The sequence below is a fragment of the Vibrio sp. Vb0349 genome (assembly GCF_033338975.1).
Genome location: NZ_JAWOTS010000034.1, coordinates 8,939 through 31,239 on the forward strand (window position 1 = coordinate 8,939; position 22,301 = coordinate 31,239).

The following is a 22,301-nucleotide window of genomic DNA, read 5'->3' on the forward strand; positions in this document are numbered from 1 at the left end:
AGGGTGACAGCGGCGTTGACTTGCTCTGGGCGAACATTCAGTTCTTGAGCAATCATGCGACAGATAGCTTGGCTCATCCGTGTTTTCTCTTTTAATTCGGTTTGGGTTGTATAGAACATTGGGGTCATTCGAAGAATTTGCAATGTTTTAAATTAACGAGGCAAAAATTTACCGGGCGCTGGTGGACATCAGTCAGATTTATGTCAAAACTGTAATTAAATTGAGAACTTATATCCGCAGTTATCGACTAACCTAATTCCACGGTTGTTGATATCACTAAATGTACCTCGGCTTATACGGATAATCATGATGAAAAAAATGTCTTTGGCGTTAGCGCTTACGAGTGCCTTACTTGTCGCCCCGCTTAGTTGGGCGCAATCTATCTCAGGAACCACACAAGCTCCCGTTTATCAGCTCGATAACAAATTGGTACTAGGGCGTGTGGAGAGCGTCTACTACAGTGACATTCCGGAACTAAAAGCGGTGCCATTTATTGGCAAGATTGATACTGGTGCAGATACGACATCGATGCATGCGGAGAATATCCATGTCAGTAGCTCACACCCAGATTACCAAGATTTGAAAGATAACGAGTTACTTTGGGCGATTGTCGATGACTTAGGTGGTACGAAGGCAAAGTGGGACGCCGACAGCTTTAAGCCATATCAAGTAAAGGTTAGCTTTACGGTTCCTCACCCTTATACAGGGAAGGAAATACAGATTACCGATGATCTGGAAAGAGTGAGCGCGATTCGCAGCCGAACAAGCAAAAAGCCCATCCTACGCCCGACAATAAAAATGCCGATGACAATCGCTGGTCACACCGTTGATACGGAAGTGAACCTGACCAAGCGTACGCAATTCTCTTCTCCTATCTTGATTGGTAAAACCTATCTCGATGATAACGCATGGGTCTTCGCTGGTTACGATTACCTTCAAGAACAGCCACGCGCAAAAATGATTGGCAAAAAAGAGACGGTTGAAGTCGAAGGTGTGCCATATAAGATCAGCATCTCAACTTCTAGCCGTTATACCAACGTCCATGCACTGGACATCAAGGTAGACAAAAAGCATAACGAAGTCTCTTTTATGTTAGAGGGCGAGAATGGCAAGCGTCATCCAATGACATTACCCTTGGTACGAATGCTGAAAACGACCAAAAGCGAGCGCCCTTTAGTCTATTTACCCGTCAAAGTCGGCGAAAATGAAACTCAACGTTGGTTGGTGTATCTGCGTGATCGCAGTAAGTTCAGTTCGCAAATTCGCTTAGGTCGGGACGTCGCGAGTCAGCACTTTGTTATTGATACGGACAGAGAAAATCTACTGGGTGGCGTAGAAAAAACGTTCAAAAGCGCGCTCAAATCAAAACCTCTTGTCGTTTCACCAGAAGAACAGGTCACCATTGATGGTTATACCGTCCCTGCTTACCCCACTTTTACTGTGAAAACGCCATTACTGCGTGTAAATGGGTTTGAAGTAACAGAAAAAGGTAAGGATGAATCCGTCACGTTTTATTTAATGAACGATGAGGGGAAAGAAGAAAAAATCACCAAACCAGTGTTGAAAAAGCTCAAGGTTGGCAGCGCGGTTCGCCCTGTTGTCGAAGGAGACTTTCTTCTCGGTAGAAAAGACACATCAATGAAGTTTGCGCTCGATGTGCTTGATGAGGGTGACACTCAACCCTTTTTCGTCTTTGGTCATGACATAGCCAAGGGTGGTGTGTTGCTGAACACTCGCGCAGACCATCTACTAGATGCAAGGCCACTTTTCAAAGCTGGCCATATCGAAGTGGCTGAAGTTGAGGGGATGTCTTTCCCTGTGAAGTTAGACACGGGTGCAGATGTAAGCTCAATCAATGCTAAGAACATCAAGCAGTTTAAGAAAGACGGCAAAGACATGGTGAGCTTTACCTATGAGAACGATCTTGGCATGAAACAGGCGTTTACCAAGCCTGTTGTTGATGTCATGCGTATTAAAGCGAAGAAAGGCGAGAAAGCGAACGTACGCCCTGTGGTTGAAATGCATGTTAAGCTTGGCGAATTAGAGAAGAAGATTCGAGTCAACTTACAGGACCGAGGTCGCTTCCATTACAGCATGATTTTAGGTAAAAACTTCCTAAAACATGGCGCGGTTGTTTCGAGTGATACGAATTACATCGTGACGCAAAAACCGGATTACGAAAAGTAACACTCTGGCCGCCTTATCACCTTGATACCCAAAGCCTGAACAACGTTGGATCTTTGGGTATATCATCTCCTTAATGCTGCCAAAGAGCAGCATTTTTTAGTTGAGATAGGAGTTAATTTGAAAACTAAGCTGATTACACGAGAAGGTTACAACAAACTCAAACAAGAGCATGATTACCTTTGGAATGAAAAGCGCCCGGAAATCACCAAGATCGTCACTTGGGCGGCGAGCCTGGGCGATCGCTCAGAAAATGCGGATTACACCTTCAATAAACGTTTACTCCGTCAGATCGACCGTCGTGTCCGCTTCCTTCGTAAATTCCTGCCAGAAGTCACGATCGTTGACTATTCTCCGCAACAAGAAGGCAAAGTCTTTTTTGGTGCATGGGTGGAAATAGAAAATGAGGTAGGAGAAGTGAAAAAGTTTCGTATTGTCGGGCCTGAAGAGATTTATGGCGATGCGAAAGACTACATCTCTATCGATTCACCTATGGCGCGAGCGATGTTGAAAAAACAAGTGGATGAAGAGTTCACGGTACGCACCCCAGAAGGTGAAAAAGAGTGGTTCATCAACTCAATTGAATACACTCAACCGGCCTCGGAAGACTGAGGCTTTATCACCGATTCAAGTCTCATGAAGTTCACTAGAAGTGACTTGGGTCTCAACGTCAGAATATTTGGTATAAAGGCATGGTGCCTTTCTCGGAGAAGTAAAATGAACAAAGCAGTCATGTGTAGTGCTGCACTAACAATAGGTTTCTCACTTTCAGTTTTTGCTCAAGATGAAGTGAAAGGCTGTGACGCTAAAGAGTTAGCGGTAGAGCAGCAGCTTGAGTATGCAAAAGCGCAAGGTAATGAGCATCGCATTAAAGGCTTGGAGCAAGCACTTTCCGCTATCCAGAATGAATGCTCGGAAGGTGAGCTGCGCCAAGAGCTGCAAGCAGAAGTGGAAGAAAAGATTAAAGAAGTTGAGGAGCGAGAGGAAGAATTAGTCGAAGCTCAGCATTCAGGTAAAGCAGACAAAATTGAGAAAAAACGTCACAAGTTGGCGGAGGCACAGCAAGAGCTGCTTGAGGCCAAACGTGAACTGGAATGGAATTATGGTCAATAGTAGGTGCTGAAAATACCTGCTAGAGAGAGAATAAAGCGCTTAAGATAAAAAGAGTAACAATTTGCTTGAGCACGTTAGGAAAAACAGTGATACATTTTCGACAATAGACGCTTCTGAAAGGATGTTTCAATGCAAGAAAATCATAAAATTTTAGTGGTTGATGACGATGCTCGTTTACGTGCTCTATTGGAGCGTTACCTTTCTGAGCAAGGTTTTCAGGTACGAAGTGTCGCCAATGGCGAACAGATGGATCGCCTACTGACGCGCGAAAACTTTCACTTAATGGTGCTGGACCTAATGTTGCCAGGTGAAGACGGTTTGTCAATTTGTCGTCGTCTACGCCACGCGAACAATATGTTGCCAATCTTAATGCTCACCGCGAAAGGTGATGAAGTGGACCGCATCGTAGGTCTTGAGGTAGGGGCGGATGATTATTTGCCAAAACCGTTTAACCCACGCGAATTATTGGCTCGCATCAAGGCCGTATTACGCCGCCAAACTGTAGAGTTGCCGGGTGCACCAAGCACGGAAGAAAAAGTGGTGGAGTTCGGGGAGTTCCGACTCAATCTAGGCACTCGCGAGATGTTCCGCGGTGACGAGGCAATGCCACTCACCTCTGGAGAGTTTGCTGTTCTAAAGGCGCTCGTGATGAATGCACGTGAGCCAATGTCACGAGACAAATTGATGAACATGGCGCGTGGCCGTGAATATTCTGCAATGGAACGTTCTATTGACGTACAAATCTCACGTTTACGTCGCATGTTAGAAGACGATCCGAGCAAGCCGCGCTACATTCAAACCGTATGGGGCCTAGGTTATGTTTTCGTCCCAGACGGCAAAGAGGTGTAACCTCTTCACTCCATAGCCAGCACTTGGCTATAGCAACTTCAGCCTTCATTACCTTCCCTTTGAAGGCTGAAATTTCGCGATTAGGACCACTAGGAACGTTCCATGCGCATCCGAAGTTCACTGACACAATCTATTCTGCTGTTCATCTCTTTGCTTCTCGCGAGCCAAGTTTTCTCTTACTACGCCGTTTTTAACTACGCGTTGATGCCGAGTTTGCAGCAGTTCAATAAAATTCTCGCCCATGAGCTCAATTTGGTGCTTGATGATGAAGGACCTTTAAAGTCTGATGCACCGTTAAGGCGTCAATTGTTAGAAAGATTAGGGGTGACGGTTCATAGTCTCGATAGCGATAAGGCGATTGAATTTCATCACGCAATGTCGATTGATTTGATGTCTGAAGAAATGAGCCAAGAGCTGGGTTCGCCCACAGAAGTGCGCTTATTGCTTGGCGATGAAAGTTACATTTTGTGGATGCACATCGAAAAGTTGCCGAACTCCATCATTCGTATTCCGTTATCTGAGCTGCAAGAAGAAGATTTTGCCCCGCTGTTTCGTAACAGCTTGATTATGGCGCTGCTGATCATTGCAGGTGGTTGGTTGTTTATTCGTTTGCAAAACCGTCCACTTTTGGCTTTAGAGAGAGCCGCGAAAGACGTCGGTCGAGGTGAGATCCCGCCCCCCTTAGCAGAGAAAGGCGCATCGGAGATTCGCTCTGTAACTCGAGCCTTTAATCAAATGTCGAAAGGTATTCAAGAGCTAGAAGAAGACCGAGCCTTATTAATGGCAGGGATTAGCCATGACTTACGAACACCTCTGACGCGTATTCGCCTAGCGACAGAAATGATGTCTCCTGAGGACAGCTATCTTGCGGAGGGGATCATTAGCGATACGGAAGAATGTAATGAGATCATCAGTCAGTTTATGGATTACCTCAAACCGGTGAACCAAGAATCGTTTGAAGCGGTTGATATCAGTACGATTGCCAGTGACGTCGCCAGTTCTGAAGGTGGTTATGAGGTTGAAATTGAAACAGATCTTAATCTTAACTTGCCGCCAGCCAAAGGAAGCGCGATTGCGATTAAGCGGGCGATCAGTAACTTAGTTGTGAATGCGCTACGCTATGGCAATGGCTGGGTCAAAATCAGCACTGGTGTGACAGCAGATAAGCAGCTAGTGTGGATTTCAGTAGAGGACAACGGACCGGGTATCGAGCATTCCCAAATCGCGAGGTTATTTGAACCCTTTACGCGTGGTGACACCGCTCGCGGTAGTGAAGGCACTGGGCTAGGGTTGGCGATTGTGAAGCGTATAATCAGCCAACATTCAGGCTCTGTGGTGATGCGTAATCGCAGTGAAGGCGGTTTAATCGCTCAAATCAGCTTTCCTACCAAGTAAGTCGATGGCCTGCACCCTTTAAACAAAAAGCCCAACCTAAATAGGTTGGGCTTTTCTTATTCTCAATAATCTTAAGACTCTTTCACTTCCTGAGGAAGTTCATCTTCGTCTTCCAGTTTCTCTGGCAGAAGTAAATTTAAAATGATCGCAGTGATGCCACCTGCTGCAACACCAGTTGAGAAAATACTCTTAATAAATTCTGGCATAAATTGCAGGATCTCTGGTTTTTGTGCGATACCAAGTCCCATTGAGAAGGATAAGGCCATGATCAGAATTGCGCGGCGATCGAGCTCAACACGAGAGATAATACGCACACCAGCGGCAGCAATCGTACCAAACATGACAATCGTTGCGCCGCCAAGTACTGGCTCAGGAATCAGCTGAACAAAGCTAGCGACGCCAGGAAACAAGCCAAGAATCACTAACATGCCTGAAATAAAGTAACCCACGTAGCGGCTCGCGACTCCTGTTAGCATGATGATGCCGTTATTCTGGCTAAACGTTGAGTTCGGGAAGCTGTTGAAAACGGCTGCGATTGCAGAGTTTAAGCCGTCTGCTAACACACCGCCCTTAATGCGTTTCATGTACACTGGGCCTTTTACTGGCTCACCAGACACTTCAGATGTTGCGGTAATATCACCGATGGCCTCTAGTGCGGTAATAAAGAAAATCAGTACCAGCGGAATGAACAGAGACCAGTCAAACGATAAGCCATATTGCATTGGTACGGGCAGTGCTACGATCTCGGTTGCGCCTAGCTGAGAAGTATCTACCATCCCCATAAAATACGCCATGATGTAGCCCACTAGCATCGCAATCACGATTGAAGCCACACGGATGTATGGGTTTTTCGAGCGGTTTAAAATCACAATTAATCCAAGTACCGTCCCAGCCAGAGCAAGTTTGTCTAAGCTGCCGAAGGTTCCTTCATTTAATGCTGCGTAGCCACCGCCCATTGATACTAAGCCGACTTGAATCAGTGTGAGACCGATAAGAGTGACGACGATGCCTGAAACAAGCGGAGTGATGATTCGGCGGGCATGCTCCAACACGCGAGATAGAAAAATTTCTGCAAATGATGCGACTAAAATCGTACCAAAAATGGCAGCCATCATGGTGCTGATGTCTGCTCCACCGGCTTTCAGCGATAGGCCTGCACCAATAATAGGACCTAAAAAGTTAAAGCTGGTGCCTTGAACAGAGAGCAAACCAGAGCCAATTGGGCCAACGGTGCGAATTTGAATAAACGAAGACACGCCTGACGCAAACAAAGACATGCTGATGATGGTATTCGTTTGGTCTGCTGGTACACCCAAAGACTGACAGATGATCAGTGACGGAGTGATAACCGCGACGAACATCGCCAATAAGTGCTGAAGTGCGGCAAAAATGGTTTGAGGCAAAGGTGGTCGATCGTTGAGTTGATAGACCAGTTCCGAAGATCGGTTTGAAGTTGTCATTGTTTGTCTCGCTAGTCGCAATATTTCCCTAGTTCTCGCTGAATGGGAGAGCAGGGTGGAGTTGACGTCGTTACCTGTGATTGCTGTTAATCAGAGTCAACTCAGGTTGGTGGAGTGTGATCTAACACACTTAAAAATTTGTGCGCGATTATAGAGAGATTTACTCAAAAAGCAAACGTTTGCTTTGTTTTTGGCGTATTAAAAAACGAGCCATTTGGCTCGCTTTCAATCATTACGCTTTGGAGTAAATATCCCGCTCACCCAACCAGCGATCGATAATCGCTGTTGCGTTAGTCGGGTAATTGTCATGAATATGACGCGCAATACGCTGAACTTCGGGAATCAGGCGTTGATCTCGAACTAAGTCTGCGATTTTGAAATCAGCAAGACCTGTCTGCTTTGTACCCAATAGTTCTCCAGGGCCACGAATTTCTAGGTCTTTCTGCGCAATGACGAAGCCATCGTTACTTTCACGTAGTACTCCGAGACGTTTTTGCGCGGTTTTTGACAGCGGAGAGTGGTACAGCAGCACACAATGGCTAGCAACGGAACCTCGGCCCACGCGACCTCTTAACTGGTGTAATTGTGCCAAACCAAGACGTTCAGGGTTTTCTATGATCATCAAGCTAGAGTTTGGCACATCCACACCAACTTCAATCACTGTCGTTGCGACCAGCAAATGCAGTTTATTGTCTTTGAAATCTTGCATCACCGCTTGTTTCTCTGCCGGCTTCATTCGTCCGTGCACTAGACCAATTTTTATGTCCGGCAGTTTACGTTGAAGCTCTTCTGCGGTATCTGCCGCGGCTTGCGCTTCTAATACTTCCGACTCATCAATCAGGGTACACACCCAATATGCCTGCTTGCCTTCGTTTAAGCAGGCATTTCGGACACGCTCGACGATGTCGTCACGTTTTGTATCAGGAATGGCAACGGTTTGAATCGGCGTTCGACCCGGTGGTAGCTCGTCAATCACGGAAGTTTCCAGATCGGCGTAAGCGGTCATCGCTAAGGTGCGAGGAATAGGCGTCGCCGTCATGATCAACTGATGTGGGTAGGCGCCTTGTTTTGCGCCTTTTTCACGCAATTCTAATCGCTGATGGACACCGAAGCGGTGTTGTTCATCAATGATGACCAAAGCAAGGTGATGAAATTCAACGTGCTCTTGGAATAGCGCGTGAGTACCCACTACCATTTGCGCTTCACCACTGGCAATACGAGCCAGCTCGGCTTCCTTTGCCTTACCTTTGAGTTTGCCCGCTAACCAACCGACTTGAATGCCCATGGTTTCAAACCAGTTTGCGAAGTTGATAGCGTGTTGCTCGGCCAATAGTTCGGTTGGCGCCATGAGTGCCACCTGATGGCCATGCTCAATGGCTCTAACAGCGGCCAAAGCGGCAACCAACGTTTTCCCCGAACCAACATCGCCTTGCACTAATCGCATCATTGGGTGCGGTTTTTCTAGATCGGCTTCAATCTCTTGTACGACTCGGGTTTGAGCGTTTGTAGGAGAGAAAGGCAGTTGGGCTAAAAGCTGCGTTTTTAGTTTATTACAAGGACCGAGAGGTAGCGCTGAATCCTTCTGACCTTTGCTACGCACCGCTAGCATCGATAAGTTTTGTGCGAGCAATTCTTCCATGATCAAGCGGATTTGGGCAGGATGTTTGCCTTCGTCAAACTCATCTAAATTAATGGTTGGTGGTGGGCGATGAATGGTGTGCAGCGCTTGCGACATCGTGATTTGATGGTCATACAACCCCGCTGGAAGTAATTCCTGCACTGCGGTTTTATCAAGCAGGGCTAAAGCTTGTTCGGTAAGGTTGCGTAATGTGATTTGGCGTAAACCATCGGTGGTGGGATAAACAGGGGTTAAGCTCTGTTCTACATCGGGCTTTTGCTCGCTGACGTAAAACTTGTAGTCAGGATGAACAATTTCCAAACCCATGCCACCGCGCTTAATTTCACCGTAAGCATGTACTAACTTACCTTGCGTGAAATTGTTCTTCATGGCTGCGGTAAAGTTGAAAAAGCGCAGCGTGATAGTGCCATTACCGTCGCTGATTTTTACCGTTAGCATTTTGCGCTTACCGAAGATGGTGTCGACTGCCATGACCTTACCTTGCACTGCCGCCCAAAGGCCAGCATGCAGTTTGGCAATAGGGTAAATACGAGTACGATCTTCGTAGCGTAACGGAAGGTGAAACAGCAAATCTTGAACGCTATGTAAGCCAACTTTGGCGAGTTTTTCTGCGACTTTCGCGCCAACTCCAGAAAGGGAGGTTAATGGGACGGCAGATAACATTTGGGCGGACATAGAGGGCTCAAGAAAATGGTTAACATAGCAGTATGTTAACCATGGAGCTGTGTTTTTGTACAGGAAAAAATAGTCATGCTTTAGTTAGTGTCATGATTTGACTGATAACCTATCATTCCGAGGAGCTTTAGCGACATCAGGATTCTATTTCCAACAAGTATGTCGCTGAAGTTAACACTATCAGCATCTGTATATTTGAGAATTAGATCCTGAACCACGCTCCTTCGCCGCCGTTCAGGATGACGAAAGTCTGTTACTTGCTTTGCATCTCTTGCCACCACGCGTCATCGGCGATGATTTGACCTTCTTCATCGAGTGGTGGGTAAACGAGCCCTTTTCGTTTCGCGACCTTTGCCAGCACTGGGTGACCACGTTCAAAGAGAATACGGTTGATTGTCTCTTTAGGCAGAGCGCTTTCTTCTCGGTCGTACATGCCTGCGGCTTCACGTTGACGTTGCGCTTCATACAAAATTACGGCACTGGCAACCGATACGTTTAGTGACTGCACCATGCCCACCATCGGGATAATAATGTCTTGATCAGCAAGCTGTTTGGCTTGCTCTGAAGCGCCAACCTTTTCGCTGCCTAAAATGATTGCCGTTGGTTTGGTGTAGTCGATCTCGCGAAAATCGACGGCGGTGTCCGAAAGATTGGTCACCAAAACCTGCATACCTTGCGCTTTGAGTTCGGTAATCGCAGTTTCAATCGAATCGTGAGTATCCACTTCAACCCAGTTACGCGCGCCAGCTGAGGTATGGCTCAGCGTACGCATTTTGTCAGGCCAAATTGCGTGAACTTTGTGTAAGCCTGTCGCGTCAGCGGTGCGGATCACGGCAGAGACGTTGTTTGGCTTATGTACTTCTTCGAGACAAAGTGTCAGATCAGTTTGGCGAGTTTTTAGGACTTGGTGAATACGGTTGTAACGTTCTAGGTTCATATTTATTGAGGTATAAAAAATCGCCACCTAACAGAGTAGGTGGCGATAGAGGTTAGTTCTTTCTGCGTCTGACTCGGGTTGCTTGAGGCATTGCCTTAATCTTACGCATGATACCAGCAAGGTGGACACGATCTTTCGTCGTCAACAGCACAGTCACAGTGTATAGACGACCATCACGTTCTTCCGTTGAAAGGCCATGAATGTTTGATCCTGTTTTCGAGATCACGTTGGTTAGTTCTGCAAGAGCACCTTGGTTGTTAAGCATGTCGACTTTAAGTTCAGCAATGAACTCTTTATCGTAGTCTTCAGACCAAGCGACAGCCATATAACGGTCTGGCTCTTTCTGATAACCACGAACGTTCGGACATGTTTCTCGGTGAACAACCAAACCACGACCAGGCGATACGTGAGCAATAATGTGATCATCTGGGATAGGATGACAACAATTTGCAAACGTCAGCAATAAGCCTTCTGCGCCACGAATCGGAAGCTTCTTCTTCGAGTCCGTTGGGATTGAACTTGTTGTCGTGAGCTCTTCGGTGTCACCAAGGAGACGACGTGCGATCACAATGCTCATCAACTCACCCAATCCAATAGCAGCCAATAAATCATCGATGCTTTCTAGGCGAAGATCATTCAAGACTTCTTGGATATTTTCTGGATAAATTGAATCAATCGAGTGACGGCCAAGTGCGTGATTAAGTAGGCGACGACCTAAAGTAATCGACTCTTCACGACGCATCGTTTTCAGTACTTGTCGAATCTTAGTGCGGGCACGAGAAGTCACGACATAGTTTAGCCATGCCGCATTCGGACGCGCACCAGGGGCACTGATAATTTCCACCGTCTGACCGTTTTTCAATGCCTTACTCAATGGGTAAGGGTTACGGTCAACACGAGCACCAACACAAGAGTTGCCTACATCGGTATGTACCGCATAGGCAAAGTCGACAGCCGTTGCGCCTAAAGGCAATTCAACGATACGACCTTTTGGTGTGAAGACGTAAATCTCATCTGGGAAAAGATCGGATTTTACGTTTTCAATGAATTCGAATGAGTTACCCGCGCTTTGTTGTAGCTCTAACAGGCTTTGCATCCAACGCTGAGCTTTCACTTGCGCAGTGGTGCCAGACTTGTCGCCTTTGTCTTTGTAAGACCAGTGTGCCGCGACACCTTTGTCCGCCATTTGATCCATATCTTCAGTACGGATCTGAACTTCAACAGGTACGCCGTGTGGGCCAACCATGGAAGTGTGTAGCGATTGATAGCCGTTCGCCTTTGGTACCGCGATGTAATCTTTCATGCGACCAGGACGTGGCTTATACAAGCTGTGTACTTGGCCTAAAACGCGATAACAAGTATCAGCGGTATCAACAACGACTCGGAACGCATAGATATCCATGATGGTGTGAAAGCGCTGTTCTTTGGTTTTCATCTTGTTGTAGATAGAGAACAGGTTTTTCTCACGACCAACGACGCGAGCATTCAAGCCAAAATCTTGCAGACGGCCTTCTATTTCGCTGTGAATGCGTTGGATCATCTCTTTACGATTACCACGTGCGGCTTTAACCACTTCTTTCAGTACGCGGTAGCGGTTGGGATATAGCGCCTCAAAGCCCAACTCTTCGAGTTCGGTTTTGATATTGTGAATACCAAGACGATGAGCGAGGGGCGCGTAAATTTCTAACGTTTCACGAGCAATACGACGCTTTTTATCTGGTCGAAGCGCGCCAAGCGTACGCATGTTATGCGTGCGGTCAGCCAGTTTGATCAGAATGACGCGGATATCTTGCACCATGGCCAGAACCATCTTACGAAAGTTCTCAGCCTGAGCCTCTTTCCTATCGCGGAATTTGAGTTTGTCCAGTTTAGATACACCATCAACCAATTCTGCGACAGTGTTGCCGAATTTCTCTTCGAGATCTTCTTTAGTTACATCACAGTCTTCAATGACGTCATGCAGCAAAGCAGCTTGGAGGGTTTCGATATCAAGGCGCATTTCGGCCAAGATACGAGCCACTGCGACAGGGTGGATGATGTATGGTTCACCGCTAGAGCGGGTTTGCCCTTCATGGGCATCTCTCGCTACCACATAAGATTGACGCAGAGCCTCAATCTGAGGCTCTGTTAGGTATTCTTGGGCAACGTCTTTGAGGCTATCGAATAGATACAAATTATAGGCCCGGGAGGTTGTTGAATTCTAAAGTCAGAATTAACGGTTGTGAGCGATGCTGCTTACTGCCGCTAGCTCTGCCGCTTCTTGCTCTTGCTGTTCTTGACGTTCACGAGCGTCTAGAACTTCTTTAGTAATTAAACCTTCTTCGATTTCGCGTAGAGCGATAACCGTTGGCTTATCGTTCTCTTCTGGCACTAGTGCATCTTTACCGCCAGTTTGCATTTGACGAGCGCGGCGAGCCGCAATCAGTACTAGGTCGAAACGGTTGCCAACTTTTTCAACAGCGTCTTGAACAGTTACGCGTGCCATGAGGACTCCAAATAGTTAACTAAAATTTTAGAATGACGAGAAAGTATACAACCTAACTACTTTATTTACTAGCAATTAGACAAGCCACCGTTTGTGGACTTTCTCAGGTAGTTTATTGTGTTTTTCGCACTGGGCAAAAAACGGGAAATTCTTTATGTTTTACAGCGTGACTTTTTTGAAGTTACTCTGCTAACAACGCGTCAAGCATACCTTTATATTTAGCAGCTTGCTTTTCTTCCTTCAATCTTTCAGCACGCAAGATAGCTTTAAAATCCATCAAAGCGGTATCAAAATCGTCGTTTACGATCACGTAGTCGTACTCGTTGTAATGAGAGATTTCCGACTTGGCTTCAGCCATACGCTTTGCGATCACTTCATCGCTATCTTGACCACGAGTGTTCAAGCGACGCTCTAACTCACCGTTTGATGGTGGCAGGATGAAGATGCTTTTGGCTTCTGGCATTTGTTCACGGATTTGGCGTGCGCCTTGCCAGTCGATATCTAGAAAAACGTCGATACCTTTATTTAGTGTTTCTTCAATCCATACACGAGATGTGCCGTAATAATTACCAAACACTTCTGCGTATTCTAGGAAGTCACCTTTAGCGATCAGGGCTTCAAACTCATCTTTCGCTACAAAATGGTAGTGGACACCATTTTCTTCACCAGGTCGCATGTTGCGCGTGGTGTGAGACACAGACACTTTCATTGCGTAGGTTGGGTTGCGTTCCAACATCGCTGAGATCAAGCTAGATTTACCTGCGCCGCTAGGTGCAGATACGATATAGAGAGTACCTTTGCCCATTGTACTGTTCCACTTTTGATTGGATTGATTGAGTGCCGAAGGAAAGTTCGACATTCTTATAACGATAGCACTGGCATTGAGAAATCAACCACCAAAGGGGTGGATATTGGTGATAATCCCGCCAGAAAAATGGAGGCGAAGAGTATCATGATCTCTATTTTGTTACCAGTTGATCTTTCTGTCTGTGATCGTCTCAGATGAAATAGTTACTTACGCCAGAGTGTTCCTAAACAGCGAAGAAGGAGCGTGGTACAGGACTTACCATCCGCGCACTCTGTTATTAAAACCATTTCTACAACCGTTTAGTGTGCTGATTTTAGGTTTAGAGTCCCGATTTGGCTTGCGTGAGTGACTCTGGTTAAAAATAGGGGTTAATAAAGATAAAACGGAAAAAAGGGGAAGCTTTCACTTCCCCAGGCGTGCGACTGACTCACACTTAATCTTCGAATTATCCTTGAGACTCTAGGAAATTTATCCAAGGGCTAACGGTTGACCTGAATTTTGGCGATTGAGCAGCGCCTTTCATCGCCTGCAAGGCCTTTTGTGGTTGCTTAAGCTCGAAATAGGCCATCCCGCGAATGTATTCAAGTTCTGCCTTTTGCTCTTTAGAGGCACTGGATGCCGCGCTTTCTACAAAACGAGTTGCTTCAGAATACTGCTTGTCTTGTATCATTAAGCGAGCAATCTGAATTTGCGTTTTAGCAGAAGGAGCGAGGTTATATGACTTTTTATAAGCGAGAATTGATTTATCTAGCTCTTTAGCTTGCTGCCAGAAACTGGCTAGGCGGTCATAGTTTTCCTTCGTCTTTTCAATGTTTCCAGCTGCCATTTCCTTTTCAAGAGTTTTGGCTGCTTTATATGGAATACCTTGATAAGCCAAGAAGTTTACAAAGCGTAAATATTCCTTCTCTCCTTCTAGTTTCCCCATTTTGTAAACCATTTCTAGGGTGGCTAGAGAGTTGCGCTCTTGACCTAGCTCCATGTAGACACCAGAAAGTTGCATCCAGTAACGCTTTTTCTGAGGGTACTTTGAAGTCAGAGTTTTGAGTACACTGGCAACGCTTTTCAGCTGGCCTAACTCGTAGTGAGATGCAACGAGAATTAAGTACCAAGACTCACTTGGGCTCTTGCTCATCGCGATGGCTTTTTTGGTTGGCGGGATTGCATTTCTGTAATCTTCCAACTGAACATAGGCGCTCGCTAACGTGATATAAGCATGAGCTTGAGGCTTCTCTTTGGTTGTTTCTGCAACCTTGAACCATTCCTTCATCGTTTTTACAGATAACGTATACTTTTCTTCAGCTAGGTAAAGCTGAGCCAAGCTGTAGCGAACTTGTTGAGCAACCGGAACGGGAAGTGCGTCGAGCTGTAATGCTTCGGCAAAGTATTTTGCTGCTTGCACATAATTGTCTTGTAGCGAATACAAAAAGCCAGTCTGCTGAAGTAAAACTGCTCGGTCGTATTTTTTCGAACTTGTGCTTTCTAAAGCGCTTGCTAGTTTTTCTTTCGCTGCTGAATATTTTTCAGTTGCGATCAACTCTTGCACTTTGTTAACGGTTCGAAATGTCCGATCTGATAACTGAGGAGCTTCTTTTGCCATCGTAGGAGCGGCCATTGCCACTCCTGCGAAGAGAATTAAAGAAGCCACTTTGCTTTTCCATAAACTTTTCATCGTGACTCCTTAATTGGTTGAGAACTCTATTTCTTGCGATAGGCGCGAGCTAACAGGTTTCCCGTCAACCAATTTTGGTTTAAATGTCCATTTAGAGACTGTTTTTCTTGCCGCTCGACCGAGGCCTAAGCGTCGTGGTTGCTCTTTAAGAACTTTGATGTCCTCTACGGCACCACGTGCGTTTACAGTAAACTCTAATAAGACGACCCCTTTTTCTATTCCTGCTTTCGCAGCCTTCCTAGGCATTTGAGGTTGGAATGTCGCTAGAGGTGTTGGACCTCCGCTACCCGCGAGTTGCGCACCCCCACCCTGGCTATAATGTCCAAGCACCGAACCACCTGTAACATTTACGGGTAGGTCAAGCTTTGGCATATCCATTGGGGTCTGCTCCATCACCGGTTTTACTGTCGCTGTCACTTTCATTTCTGGCGGCGGCGGCGGACGCTTAGGCGGTGGTGGCTTTGGAAGTTCGCGTTTTTTCTCCTGTATTTTTTCGTCTGGTTTAATGCGAATAAACTCGACCATACGCAGGTCATCATTCGACACTAACTCGTGGCGCTCTTTGTTTACTAGCTTGTCCATCCCCCAGAACAACCCGAGGGAGACAATGAGCGCCAGTGCAATTGAGGCCAGATACCGCATAAGCTTAATCCTTATTGGTTGCGGCAATGGAGATGCTCTCTACACCTGCCATTTTGATCTGGTCCATAACCTTCACGACTACGCCAGCATTTGCTTCAGTGTCGGCTTGGATAACAACTGCGCCATCAGGGCTTTCTGCACGAAGACGTTCAATATTCGCGCGAACCGCGTCCACTTCGATGCGGCGTTTATCAACCCAAACATCACCCGCCGCACCAACTGCGACCATGATGTTACCTTTTTTCACGGTTTGCGCAGAGCTTGCTGTCGGGCGGTTTACTTCTAGACCAGCTTCTTTTACGAACGATGTTGTTACGATAAAGAAGATCAACATGATGAATACGATGTCGAGCATCGGTGTCATATCGATAGCGGTTTCATCACTGCTATCACTGCTATAGCGTCTTTTCATGACCTATACCTCTAATTCCATTTACTCAGGCAATATGCTTTAGCTTATCTTCCAGCTTTTGCGTTGTGACTTTGGCTAAATGATCAAGACGTGAACTAAAGAACAGTCCTGATAGAGAAGCCACCATCCCGGCTAAAGTTGGGATTGTTGCCTTTGAGATCCCCGAGGCCATTGCTCGAGGGCTTCCTGTTCCTGTTACCGCTAAGATGTCGAATACTTGGATCATGCCAACAACGGTGCCGAGCAAACCCAGTAAGGGACAAAGCGCAATCAACACTTTCACGATTGGCAGGCCCTTTTTATTCTCAATGTCCTGACGAGAAACAATTTCTTGTCGGATCATCTTAGCGTTCCAGCTCTGGTGCTCTAATCGCCCCTGCCATGAGCCAACGGCTTTTTTCATGGCTTTTGGAGCGACGGCAGCAAAATAGAACCAACGTTCTAACAATACTGCCCAAAGCATAAAGCTGAGGATGAAGATGGCGACGAGTACATCGCCACCCATTCCCAAGAAGCGCCTAATTGATTCAAGTTCTCCAACTAACCACCACATAACGCCTCCTTAGCTTTCGGCTTTATGTAGTTTTTCCTGATAGCGAGCGATGAAGCCTGCACTCTGTTCTTCAAGAGTTTGAACCAAACGACGACCTTTACTGTGTACGATGGTGTACAGGAACAGTAGAGGAATTGCGACAACCAGACCAAGCATCGTAGTAACAAGTGCTTCAGAGATACCGCCAGCCATTAGCTTAGGATCACCTGTACCAAATAGTGTGATTGCTTGGAACGTACCGATCATACCCATTACCGTACCCAGTAGACCTAGAAGTGGTGCTACAGAAGCGAACAGTTTGATTGAGCTGATAAAGCGTTCAATGCTCGGTGCGTTACGTAGGATGATTTCGTCCAGTTTCGCTTCAAGATCTTCAAGGTTGTCACCTTTGTGTTCTTGGTAAGCTTGGATAACTTCACCCAGAGGGTTACCAGGAATCACGGTTTCTGATTTCGCTTGCTTACGCATTTTACCGCCAATCACTTGAAGGCGTAGGAAGCAAACTAGAGCAATGATAGCGCCAACTGCACCCATACCAAGGATGACGTAACCTACAATGCCACCTTGATCAATACGTTCTTGAACGGTAGGGCTTTGTACAAGTAGAGACAGAATTACACCACGGGATGGGTCAATAAACAGTGGCTCATAGCTGTTTGACGCTGACTCAAAGCCCGCAACATGACGTGTAATATTGGTGCGAGGCTGTCGAGAGAGTTCTTCGAACTTACCTGTTTGAGGTACATAAGTAACGTACTTACCATCGGCAATCGCGTTAAATTCACCGACAAGAGTAACATCGCGAACCGCTTCTTTACCTTCGCCATAAACAACCGTTGCTTGGGTTGTTGCTGTCTCGCCTGAGGCAACCACTTGTTGAAGAATGGTATGCCAGAATGCTTCTAGCTCTTGTGTTGATGGCAGTTCTTTGCTTTCAGCCAGTTTCGTTAGTAGAGCGTCACGCTCTGGGAACTGAACAGCGTTTTGAGAGGCAGCAAATAAGCCCTTAAACTCGCCCGCATATTGGCGGACCACACCAAACATTTCGCCCAAAGTACCAGAGCGAACACGTAAGGTTTCTGTTAGTTCAGTCAGCTGCTTATCGTTTTCATCAAATGTCGCTTTAAGTTGATCGCCCAGTGCTTGCTGTGAAGCTAGTTCTTCACGAGCCTGTTGCAATAATGCCGCTTGCTTATCTCGGTTGTTCTTGAACTCAGCTTCTCGGGCTTTGTTCTCTTTTGACTCAACGATGCTTTCTGATTTTACGTTTTTGAGTAGTTCAGATAGGTTTTTAGGCGTTTCTGCTTGTACGCCTGAAACCATAAATAAGCTCGCTAGTAGACCAGCGGCTAGAGTTTTGAATCCTTTCATCTCTTATTCCTCCCCAGCATATACAGGCAATTTGATTAGCGCTGGTGGCGCTTGCTTCTTCGCGATACGAAGGCCTTGCTGTACCGCTATGCGGTAGCTTTCCGGTAATGTTTCCCATTGACGTGTTTGTTGGTTCCACATACCTGTCTCACCACCGTCTGGAGATTGGAATAAAAGCGCCGTGCGACCAATACGTAGGAAGTCGTAAGTCACGGTTTCCCCATTTCTATCTAGGCTAGCTTTGTAAGATTCAATTGAGCGAGAGAAGCCTTCTTCAATTTGGTAGGCTTCCATCACTTTACGGAATTTCTCAGAAGTTGTTACGTCGGCGCGATCCATGAGACGACGCAGTTCTTGGACACGTTTATTACGTTCTTTTTTCTGGAAAGGCAGATCGAGAGTCACAAACTCATCGAGTGCATCGATCATTTTAAGTGTTAGTGGCACTACTTCTGTTGCCGTTTGATCGATCTGAGCTATTTGGTTATTTAATGAGTCCAATTCACCTTGCTGTGATTGAACCATACGATTAATTTGCTCGTTGTAGACTTTCATGCTGTCGATTTGACGTAGTAAGCCTTTGTATTCTGCCAACATGCCTTCAGTACTTTCGGCATAATTGTCGATTTTTTGTTGCGAAGCTTCTGAAGATTGATTTGCTTTTGCTTGTGTGGAAACGACAGCACCAGAGTTGGCCGCTATAGAGCTACTACTGATAGTAAGCAATGCTGCAGCTATGGCACTGAGACCAAATTCCTTGAATTTCATGGTTGCATCCTTGTCAGTGTTTTAGTCAGTCGAAAAGGGCGCGGAAAACCCGCGCCAAATATTTTTTAGAAGTCGTATGATGCCTCGACGTATAGCTGACGTCCGATTGGATCGTCATACCCAGTTGCATAGAATGGAGAGGTATCGCTTAGAGGATCTGCAGGCGGTACTTTGTCAAACATGTTGATAGCACCAAGAGTTACACGACCACTCTCGTTGAATTGGTAAGAAGCCGTTAGGTTCCACGTTGTCATACTAGCGATTTCTGCTTTGTAACCCGCTTTTTTAGCAGAATCACAGTCATCAAAGTAGTAACGGTTTGCGTAGCTTGAACACATACGGTCGCGGTATTTACCAAATAGGTTGATAGCGACATCTTCATATGCCCAGCCAAGATTTAACGTTGCGGTGTATTCAGGCATGAAATCTCTTTCATCCGTTACAGGCTCGCTGTCGTTTTCTTGATATTCAGCAATCAAGATCTTCGTTACAGCAACACGCGTGTTAAATGAACCGAACTCATTAGTGTCGTATGCGTATTTGATCGCTAGGTCAATACCAGAACGCTCTTCATACGACTGGTTCACTGGACCATAGGATACCGACTTGATGGTGCCATCTGGGTTACGAACGACTTCAGTACCTGGGTATTTACCTGGATCGTTAATTACGTCTTGGTAAGTTGGTGCTGTTACGACGTCTTCCATCTTGATGTGGTACCAGTCAACAGTTACACCAAGATCATCCACAGGCTCCCACGCTAGGCCCAAGTTAATGTTTGTACTTGTTTCTTCTTTCAGCTCAGAGTTAGGGCCATTAAGCGTATCGAAGTACTGAGTATCACACTCTGGGTACTTATCTTTATCTTGTGGGCCGCTACCACCAGCGTTGGCACAAAGCACAGGGTCAAAACCAGAACCAAAGCCTCGAGTTTGATCACCAAATAGTCGCTTCAAGTCTGGAGCTCGGAAGCCTAGACCGTAGCTACCACGTAGCAATAGGGTGTCAGTAGGACGGTATGCTAGGGCTACTTTAGGAGTGAATGCGCCGCCAGTTGCCGAGTCGTCGAAGTAGTGGTCGTAACGACCAGCGACAGTCATTTCTAAATCTTCAATGATAGGAATAAGAGCTTCAACACCAAGACCAATCTGATCGCGGTCACCGCCGCCTGATGTTCCACCTAGACCAGAGAAACCACCCGCTGCTGTTGTAGCATCAATCGTCTCATTGTAGTCAGTACGGTTCCATTCACCATAAACAGCAAAGCCAGACATACCTGCAGGAAGTTCAACCAAATCACCAGCCAGTGAGCCGTTAACAGAGTAAAGCTTTGAGTAAGCTTCTTTGCTTGAAGTGCCGCTGTATTTGTCTACAACGTCTTGAGAGATAGGCCCTAGAAGATCGACATCACCATTTTGTACAGCTTGGTCGAGAGTTAGGAAGATTGCTGGGTTGCTTGTTTCAACGCTTTGCTCAGAGTAACCAGCTGATAGGTCCCAATCATACGTATCAGCAAGCAGGCCGTTCAAGCCTAAGGTTAAGCCAAAAGAATCGGCTTCAGTGTTACTTTCGCGTGGTCCAAATTCGACCATACGGCGAGTGTATTCGCCTTCGCCGCGGAAGTGAGTGGCATCAACTTCTACGCTGTAAGGGTTAGGTTCGAATTCAGATTCTGTAGACTTGTAGCCAAAACGGGCTTCTGCCATGGCAGTGACATTGTCGTTAATGTCCATTTCACCACGTAAAAGTAGGTCTACTTGTTTGTTTTCTGGTTTTAATGTTCGGTACGCAGAGCGGTTAACACCACACTTTCCATCCGCTCGTTCAATCGCGGCATCACCAACGACTTCTTTACATGAAGAACCTGCATCAGCTGGTGTTAGAAGTGTTCCGTTGGCGCCTTCAAAGTTTGCACCGTAGCTAGAGTAGCCACTTAGCTGAGAACGGCTAGAACCGTCATCGCCAGCCCAATCATCTCGGTCAGATTGCTTTAGCATTTCGTTGCCCGCAAATTGGCCAACGAAGAGAATACGTTTGTCGTCAAAGTTTTTGCCAGCTACAACGTCTAAACGACCATTTTGGTAACCACCATCCGTCGCGTCACCCGCGCGTACTTTTACAGAAACGCCATCAAAGTCTTTCTTTAAAATGAAGTTTACGACACCACCGATTGCGTCGGAGCCGTAGATAGCAGAACCTGAGTCGGTCATTACTTCAACACGCTCAATGGCGGCGACAGGGATTTGGCCGATATCTTGGAAGTTAGATGTACCATTTTGTGCTAGCGGGTATTGAGGAAGACGACGGCCATCAATAAGAATCAATGTGCGTGACGCGCCAAGGCCACGTAAGTTGACTGACTGCGCTGCTGGTGTAAACGAGAAAGAGTCTGTTTGAGCCATTACACCACCTGTGTTTTGGGTCAAACTGTTCAATACGTCTTGCGCGCTGTTAAAGCCTTTAGACTCAATGTCTTTACTATTAATAACAGTAACTGGTGAAGGACCTTCCATATCCGTCGTGGAGATACGCGAACCAGTAACTTTCATCTTTTGAAGTTTTTCAACTTGCTGCTCTTCTGCCAGTGCTGTTGCTGGGGCTGCAACTGCTGCCGTCCCCAAAGCAAGGCTTATCGCAACAGATAAAGCGGTTGTGTTTTTATACATCCTTGTTGCTCCGATTATTATTATTTCCTATGTCTGGCCGCATAGCGGCCAAATGTGACGTTAATATTTCGTTAACGTTCGGCCAATGTATAACCGAGATGAAAAAAGGAAGTCAAACCAGTGGTAAACGGGGATGCTTAAATGTAAAAAAGATGTAAATAACCAGGCTTTATTTAAAAGGCGGAATAAAAAACCGAATAATGTTTATGAATCGATATTAAATTTCAATAAAACACCGTATTTTGTGTTTCTTATAAACTTTAATGACTTATCTTGCCTATGGTTTTTTAGTGGGTAATTGAATCTGGAAAAAGATATTTTTCCAGTGAATTGTTCTGAGATGAGTTTTATATCGAATCCATACTTTGTTAGCTCGAACTTATTAGGTGGTATCAAAATATGATACCCATTGCGGTTAAAGGGCTCACTCGTATTTTTAGGTCAAATATAACCTTGGATTATGTGTCTATTTATGTGTGTAGGGTGCATTTTTATGTAGGGTTTTGGCTCTAAACAGCCTAGATTGATATTCTGTATGAATTATTTTTGTGGTTTTTTATAATTTTTTACAAAAACATTTCTGTTTTTCGACATCGAAGGAAGTTTGTCATGTTTTGGTTTCAAACACTTGAAGCTGATGTGGATTCAAGATAAATATGACGCTGAAATTATTGC

18 protein-coding genes are annotated in these 22,301 nt (G+C 45.9%); 5 read left to right on the forward strand and 13 right to left on the reverse strand.

Going from position 1 to position 22,301, the window contains the following annotated elements:
* The first annotated feature begins 306 nt into the window (after nt 1–306).
* The 5 genes from R7Q47_RS21110 to envZ all read left to right on the forward strand — a co-directional run bounded on the left by R7Q47_RS21110 (nt 307) and on the right by envZ (nt 5,541).
* Nucleotides 307–2,187, forward strand: a complete 1,881-nt coding sequence (locus R7Q47_RS21110) for an ATP-dependent zinc protease (protein WP_086013892.1) — start codon at nt 307–309, stop codon at nt 2,185–2,187.
* Nucleotides 2,188–2,304: 117 nt separating this feature from the next.
* Nucleotides 2,305–2,796, forward strand: coding sequence for a transcription elongation factor GreB (greB, locus tag R7Q47_RS21115; RefSeq protein WP_176311232.1), 492 nt, complete (start codon nt 2,305–2,307; stop codon nt 2,794–2,796).
* A 105-nt stretch (nt 2,797–2,901) separates the two neighbouring features.
* Nucleotides 2,902–3,297, forward strand: coding sequence for a DUF1090 domain-containing protein (locus R7Q47_RS21120; protein WP_171343037.1), 396 nt, complete (start codon nt 2,902–2,904; stop codon nt 3,295–3,297).
* 129 nt (nt 3,298–3,426) lie between these two features.
* Nucleotides 3,427–4,146, forward strand: a complete 720-nt coding sequence (gene ompR / locus R7Q47_RS21125; RefSeq protein ID WP_005379333.1) for a two-component system response regulator OmpR — start codon at nt 3,427–3,429, stop codon at nt 4,144–4,146.
* Nucleotides 4,147–4,248: 102 nt separating this feature from the next.
* Nucleotides 4,249–5,541 carry a two-component system sensor histidine kinase EnvZ gene (gene envZ, locus R7Q47_RS21130; RefSeq protein ID WP_017820700.1) on the forward strand — a complete coding sequence of 431 codons (1,293 nt, stop codon included), beginning with the start codon at nt 4,249–4,251 and terminating at the stop codon, nt 5,539–5,541.
* Nucleotides 5,542–5,612: 71 nt separating this feature from the next.
* Here envZ and R7Q47_RS21135 read toward each other — a convergent pair whose 3' ends face one another.
* The 13 genes from R7Q47_RS21135 to R7Q47_RS21195 all read right to left on the reverse strand — a co-directional run bounded on the left by R7Q47_RS21135 (nt 5,613) and on the right by R7Q47_RS21195 (nt 21,626).
* Nucleotides 5,613–7,001, reverse strand: a complete 1,389-nt coding sequence (locus tag R7Q47_RS21135; protein WP_005379335.1) for a uracil-xanthine permease family protein — start codon at nt 6,999–7,001, stop codon at nt 5,613–5,615.
* Between the two features lie 232 nt (nt 7,002–7,233).
* On the reverse strand, nt 7,234–9,315 hold the full coding sequence (recG, locus tag R7Q47_RS21140; protein ID WP_318089369.1) for an ATP-dependent DNA helicase RecG: 2,082 nt from the start codon (nt 9,313–9,315) through the stop codon (nt 7,234–7,236).
* A 253-nt stretch (nt 9,316–9,568) separates the two neighbouring features.
* Entirely contained in the window at nt 9,569–10,252 is a 684-nt protein-coding gene (gene trmH, locus R7Q47_RS21145) for a tRNA (guanosine(18)-2'-O)-methyltransferase TrmH (protein ID WP_017820702.1), read from the reverse strand.
* A 52-nt stretch (nt 10,253–10,304) separates the two neighbouring features.
* Nucleotides 10,305–12,425 (reverse strand): bifunctional GTP diphosphokinase/guanosine-3',5'-bis pyrophosphate 3'-pyrophosphohydrolase, encoded by a 2,121-nt coding sequence (gene spoT, locus R7Q47_RS21150; RefSeq protein ID WP_005379340.1) that lies wholly within the window; start codon nt 12,423–12,425, stop codon nt 10,305–10,307.
* A 39-nt stretch (nt 12,426–12,464) separates the two neighbouring features.
* On the reverse strand, nt 12,465–12,737 hold the full coding sequence (gene rpoZ / locus R7Q47_RS21155; protein ID WP_005379346.1) for a DNA-directed RNA polymerase subunit omega: 273 nt from the start codon (nt 12,735–12,737) through the stop codon (nt 12,465–12,467).
* 181 nt (nt 12,738–12,918) lie between these two features.
* The gene (gmk, locus tag R7Q47_RS21160) at nt 12,919–13,542 is read right to left on the reverse strand and encodes a guanylate kinase (protein ID WP_005379347.1); all 624 of its coding nucleotides are present in this window, start codon (nt 13,540–13,542) and stop codon (nt 12,919–12,921) included.
* 448 nt (nt 13,543–13,990) lie between these two features.
* On the reverse strand, nt 13,991–15,214 hold the full coding sequence (locus tag R7Q47_RS21165) for a tetratricopeptide repeat protein (RefSeq protein ID WP_047103757.1): 1,224 nt from the start codon (nt 15,212–15,214) through the stop codon (nt 13,991–13,993).
* 9 nt (nt 15,215–15,223) lie between these two features.
* Nucleotides 15,224–15,856, reverse strand: a complete 633-nt coding sequence (locus tag R7Q47_RS21170; RefSeq protein ID WP_005379353.1) for an energy transducer TonB — start codon at nt 15,854–15,856, stop codon at nt 15,224–15,226.
* A gap of 4 nt (nt 15,857–15,860) precedes the next feature.
* A complete protein-coding gene (locus R7Q47_RS21175) occupies nt 15,861–16,268 on the reverse strand; it encodes an ExbD/TolR family protein (RefSeq protein WP_005379359.1) in 408 nt (135 codons plus the stop codon).
* Between the two features lie 25 nt (nt 16,269–16,293).
* Nucleotides 16,294–16,821 (reverse strand): MotA/TolQ/ExbB proton channel family protein, encoded by a 528-nt coding sequence (locus R7Q47_RS21180; protein WP_248487237.1) that lies wholly within the window; start codon nt 16,819–16,821, stop codon nt 16,294–16,296.
* Between the two features lie 9 nt (nt 16,822–16,830).
* Complete coding sequence (locus R7Q47_RS21185) at nt 16,831–18,192, reverse strand: MotA/TolQ/ExbB proton channel family protein (protein ID WP_005384750.1); 1,362 nt, start codon at nt 18,190–18,192, stop codon at nt 16,831–16,833.
* 3 nt (nt 18,193–18,195) lie between these two features.
* The gene (locus R7Q47_RS21190) at nt 18,196–18,960 is read right to left on the reverse strand and encodes a DUF3450 domain-containing protein (protein WP_005379365.1); all 765 of its coding nucleotides are present in this window, start codon (nt 18,958–18,960) and stop codon (nt 18,196–18,198) included.
* A gap of 65 nt (nt 18,961–19,025) precedes the next feature.
* Complete coding sequence (locus tag R7Q47_RS21195; protein ID WP_047103765.1) at nt 19,026–21,626, reverse strand: TonB-dependent receptor plug domain-containing protein; 2,601 nt, start codon at nt 21,624–21,626, stop codon at nt 19,026–19,028.
* Nucleotides 21,627–22,301 lie beyond the last annotated feature (675 nt).